This window comes from Candidatus Kapaibacterium thiocyanatum (genome assembly GCA_001899175.1).
Lineage (GTDB): Bacteria > Bacteroidota > Ignavibacteria > Kapaibacteriales > Kapaibacteriaceae > Kapaibacterium > Kapaibacterium thiocyanatum.
Map to the genome: position 1 here is coordinate 1 of MKVH01000028.1, position 5,549 is coordinate 5,549.

A 5,549-nucleotide genomic window follows, 5' to 3' on the forward strand; every position below is an offset into this window, starting at 1 on the left:
ATTCACGACGACGACAAGCACGACGACGGTGCGGAGCATACGATGAAGAACATCCAGCGCATGACGACGACGATCCTTACCTCGGCTCTTCTGTACATCGCATTCACGGCACCGCCGAACCTTGCGGCACAGACGACTGGCCCGAGCCCGAGCTTCATGACGGGCATGGCCACGACGTCGGAGCTGTACGACAACCGTGGCTATCAGAAGGACAAGGCCATCAGTACCGATGGCAGGGTCGCCGTGTCGAAGACGAACGGGAATCTCCAGTACCGCTACGATCTGTCGTCATACTCGGCCCAGGGCTTCCCCGTCACGTTCTCGCTGAACTACAACCAGAACGCCTCCTACACGAGCTTCCGGTCGTACAACTCGTCGAGCAACGTCTGGGAGCAGATGAAACAGAACCGTCCGGCGTGGATCCTTGGCGTGAACGGCTTCGCCGTCCAGGCTCTGACGTCGACCGAACGCCCGCTCCTTGCACCGGCGATGCGGACGAATACGGGTACCTATACGAACCGCGACTTCAACGATGACGACGTGATCTGGATGCTCGACGGTTACGACTACTGCAACCGGATGAACGACATCTCGAAGTTTCCGTCCGGGCAGAATGCCTACGTCGATGTCATCAAGCTGCTTCGTGAGGATGGCTCCGTACTGGAACTCTATCACGTCGAGAAACAGTACTGCACCGGTACCACTCCGCCCAGCGTCGAACAGCGCGTGACGGGTACCTACATCAGCGCCAGCGCCAATTCGAGCGCCTATGCCATCGTGAAGACGGATCCGACCCTCCTGAGTTCGTCCGTTCTTGCCCAGCTTCTGATGCGATACAACGGCGACATTCCTGCCGACCGCCTGCCGCGCCGTGTGGAATACTATCCGGGCGACGGTTTGACCTACGTCTTCCGCGAGTGGACGACGCCCTTCGGCATCGAGCCCTATCAGAGCAAGATCGAAAGTGTCGATGGCGGCACGACGCACGCCGGTGACGATGTGGCCGGGCCGACGATCTTCTATCTCTCGGGCATCGTCCACAACAGCCGTGAAATCGTCAGCTTCCAGTATGCCGGACACAATCCGACCACGTCGAATGCCGTCAGCGACGCAACGCAGCAGCGCGGCCGCGCCATGCTCACGGGCTTCGACAGCCATACGCTGACGTGGGGACTGAACGATCTCACGATCGACGCCATCGGCAAGAAGACGATGATCGAGTTCAAGGATGCGATCTACAGCGGTACGGTCGAAGCGCACATCCGGAATCTGAAGTGTGCGCCGCCCCAGGCCGATCAGGCCCCGTGGTCGGAACCGTCGCAGTACTTCAGTTGGACCGGTCTCGTGACCGGTATCATGGATCCCGTGGGCAGGACGACGACGTTCACCTATGAAGGCACGACCAAGGAGATCCGGAAGAGCGAGTATCCCTTCGTGAAGAACAATGGCAATGCCAGCACGGTGCCCGAGTGCATCCCCTCCGCTCTGCCGTGCTCCAGGCTCTTCCTTGCATCGAAGCGTCTGACGGCGGTCAAGGAACTGGACGTCCGCTACGGCATCGTCTGGAAGGAGACGACGTCGCAGGTCATTCCCGATCCGGCGTCGATGGCGTCGGATCCCATGAGCATCACCAACGAGAAGCAGAGCCAGATCGTCCAGGACCTCAAGAAGTACGACGTCGAGACCAATACGCATCTGACGACGGAGAACTATCTTCTGAACCAGCGGTTGACGCCGAGTGGAAGCAACGAACGCTTCCGTTCCACGATCACCTATACGGACGTCGTCGGTTCGCGCACCAAGACCGAGCGCATGACGACGGAAATGGTCAGCCTCGGCCGCGTGAGCGACGGCTGGCCGCGGGTGACGCATTCGGACGTGACGGATCATGAAATGGAAGCCGAAGGCATCATCGAGCGCACGATCACGGGCTTCGTCGAAGTTCCCGCATGGACGACCGGGCACCAGCACTCGAACATCCGTCTTCCGGGAAGCATCGAGAAGACGACGATCATCGGTGCGACGACCCTGCCGCGCACGCGTCAGGAATTCACGTATGCCCTGCGCAGCTCGCCGATCCTGTCGTACACGGGCGGCTGTGGCGGTTCGGCCGGCATCTACGGCGAGGTCGTCGAGATGTTCGGTCATGCCGTGGACAAGAAGACGGAGCTTCTGAAGGTATGGAAGAGCGGGGCGTGGACGCAGGACCTGAAGACGGTGACGGAATTCCAGCATCTGCCTGTCGCCGAAACGACGGTGACCATACGGTACTGGGACAAGCATGCGAGCTATGCGGCCTTCCTGGATCATGCCCGTACGCAGAGCCCGCCGTGGAGCCAGGAAGTGGCCACGGAGAAGTGGAACACGACGGATGACAATTCTCCCTGGATGAGGTGGTGGAGTGCCGAAACGACGGCGGTCTATGCCAATCCTCCCGTCTTCAACCTGACGAAGGCCGTCGAACTGCGGGATCCCAACAGCGGCGACGCCATTCTCAAGCGTATCGAAACGGACTACGAGACGAATCCCACCGTGATGGTCAGCAGCGGTCTGCGCCCGAACCTCGCCTTCGGCAAACAGATCGCGCAGCGGACATACGGTGCGGGTCTCACGAATGCGATTACCACGACGATCGGTTATGCGGCTACCAGTAGCTGGATGGCGACGGAAGGCGCCTTGCCGATTTCCGCGACCGATGCCATGGGCTCGATCACGGCGTTCACGTACCAGCCACTGAATGGATCCTGGCCCACTGCCCTCGGTGTATCGTCGTCGGGTATCGTCTCGGCGAAGACCCTGTACAACGATCACGTCGGCGCCGGCACGGCAACGAACGTCGACCTGCGTGGTCTCGGCGCCAGGCTCTACGAAAAGCCGACGGTCACCGAGCGCCAGGTACGCAAGTACCTCACCGGTGGGGGAACGCTTCAGACGCAATCGCTCGCGTCCTTCCAGACGTATACGCACTACGGTCTTCCGCAGGACGTGGTCGACGAGAACGGCTTCCTCTCGCGCTTCCGCTACGATGGTATCGGACGTCTGCAGTATGCATGGCTTCCCGGCGACTTCCCGACGGCGTCGACGACGTACGACTGGCACACATACGACGTCCTCGATGACAGCCGCACCTACGATGCCAATGGCTATTCCCGGTCGCTCACGGCCGTCGAGCGGCAGGTGAAGTGTATCGGCGATTGTCACGCCGGAATCGTGCAGGCATCCTCCACTCCCATGTCGTGGTGGATACCGATGACCATCGCCCGTCGTCAGGCTGATCCGCGCCCCTCGTGCCCCTGTTCGGCGATGACGCCGATGATGGGCCGCAGCCAGGACGACGGCAAGGGTGGAGATCAGGTGCAGTACATCAACTATCCCATCGGATCCACCGTCGAGACGATCCTGCCGTATCGTACGGCCGTCAATGCCTTCTACGAAGGGGACTTCGTCTTCAATCGCTGGGATCATCGTACGGTGTCGTCCGCGGCGCTCAGGGTCTCTCTCGCCGGTTCGACGGGCCGGTGCGTGGCCTTCACCGTGACGGTCTCCACGACCGGAGTGACGGCCAGCAAGAACTACATCCTGAACTGCTATCCGTCGCCCGACATCACGCAGGTACCGGTGAACGAACTGGATGGCCTCGTCAACGACAACGCCGACATCGATTTCGATCTGTCGTCGTTCATCACGGCGATCACGTACACCACGGGAACGAGCGCGGATCCGGCCAGCGTCCATGTGAAGATCGAAATCGACGAAGGATCGTTCGGCAGCATCGACCTCAGCCGAGTCTGGATGGATCTCGGCGGCAGCTTCCGCACCTGGGGTCAGAGCGCGGAACGCGATTTCACGCTCGCCTTCAAGCACACCGATGCCGGTACGACGCGCTCCGTCGTCAGCCTGGCCAAGATCGACGATCGTGCGACGGTATCGTATTCGTCGCTGGCCTACAGCTCGTCGACGCTGCAGTCGCGCCACGCCAAGGCGTTGTCCGTCCTTACCTACGACGATCTCGTCAAGGAACAGCGCTGGAACTACGGCCCGCTGGTGCAGAACATCCTGCCGCTGACGACGACGACGCATGGCTCGGTCTCGACGTCCACGTATCTCGGTGATGGTCTCGTGAAGAAGACCGTCGATCCCCAAGGCCATGAAGTGACGAATACCTACGACGATCTCGGTCGCCCGGAGCAGGCCCTGACGTCGGCCGTGAATAACGTCTGGACGAGCCCGATCTACAACGTGTCGGCTACCCAGACGGGCAGCCAGGTTCTGAAGACGGTATCGACCTATACCATCGTCGCTCCGTCGACTCTCGGCTTCCCGTCCGACGTCGAACAATCGTTCAACGGCTACTGCCGCTATGTCGTGACGTCGGCAGGCAACCTTGCCGGATCAGGAGCGGGAATGAAGACGGCGCAGTTCTTCGATGCGCGCGACAGGGTCGTCCTCTCCGTCGAGAACTATACGAACATGACGGACGTGGCGAACGTCCTCAACGGCATCGGTGCGCCGGCGGCGGACCAGAACCTCGTCACCCGCACGACGTACGACATCCAGGGCCGTACGAAGCAGATCGTGAGTCCCGGCGGTCAGGCCATCCGCTACTGGTACGACAACCATGGCCGCATCAGGTATACCTTCCAGACCGATCAGGGCTATACGTCCTATGCCTACGACAAGCTGGGGCGCGTGCGGTTCTCGCAGACGGCGGCCCAGGCCCTCGTCAACAAGGTGGCCTACTATCAGTACGACGATCTCGGCCGCATGACGGCGAGCGGCGAAGCCACACTCGCGACGGCCCCGCCGTCGCCCATGATGGGACAGGACCATGGCGGTGTCGCCGGTGGTGACCGTATCTCCAAGGGTGGTCCCACGATCCAGGCGCTGCCGGCCATGGACGAGGCCATGAATCTCAACCGCTGGACGGACCGCATCTCTCCCGATGCCCTGCAGACAGGAGTATCACCTATCCCGACGGCCAACCAGACGCTTCTCATGACGCCGGTACGCGTGCCGTATGCCCTGTGGGCCGCCAACAACGTCGCTCGCAATCTCATCTGCGACGAGATGCTGAGGACCGTCCTTTCCCCGCGCTTCAGTCCGATGCTGAATCCGGGCAACCAGATGCAGGTGCTGCACCATCCGGCCTACATGGCTGCCTATCCGACCATCACGGCTCCGGCCACGACGTTCGAGCATGCGGGCACGTATCCGGAGTTCGTGCTGCAGACGACGTGGTACGACGAGATGCCGCCGACCGTCGGCGTAGCCTGGGCCGCCCGCCCGAGCGATGCCGCCTGGCAGGCCATCACGCCCATGCCCGGTTCGACGTGGCAGGGGAACTGGAAGGGACGTCCGTCGCTGACGGCCTACCGCACGCATGGCGGTCAGCCCTTCCACTACGTCCTCAGAATGTACGACGAGCGCGGACGTCTGGCCTCGATGGTGCGGTACACGGAGAACGTCGGCTTCGACGGTGTCTACTATGCCTACAATGCCATGAACAGGATCGTGTCGGTCCACGTCGTCGACCCGTCGAAGCAGCATGC

1 pseudogene is annotated in these 5,549 nt (G+C 61.6%); it reads left to right on the forward strand.

The features are described 5' to 3' along the window. Positions 1 to 5,549: pseudogene (locus BGO89_03140) on the forward strand (hypothetical protein).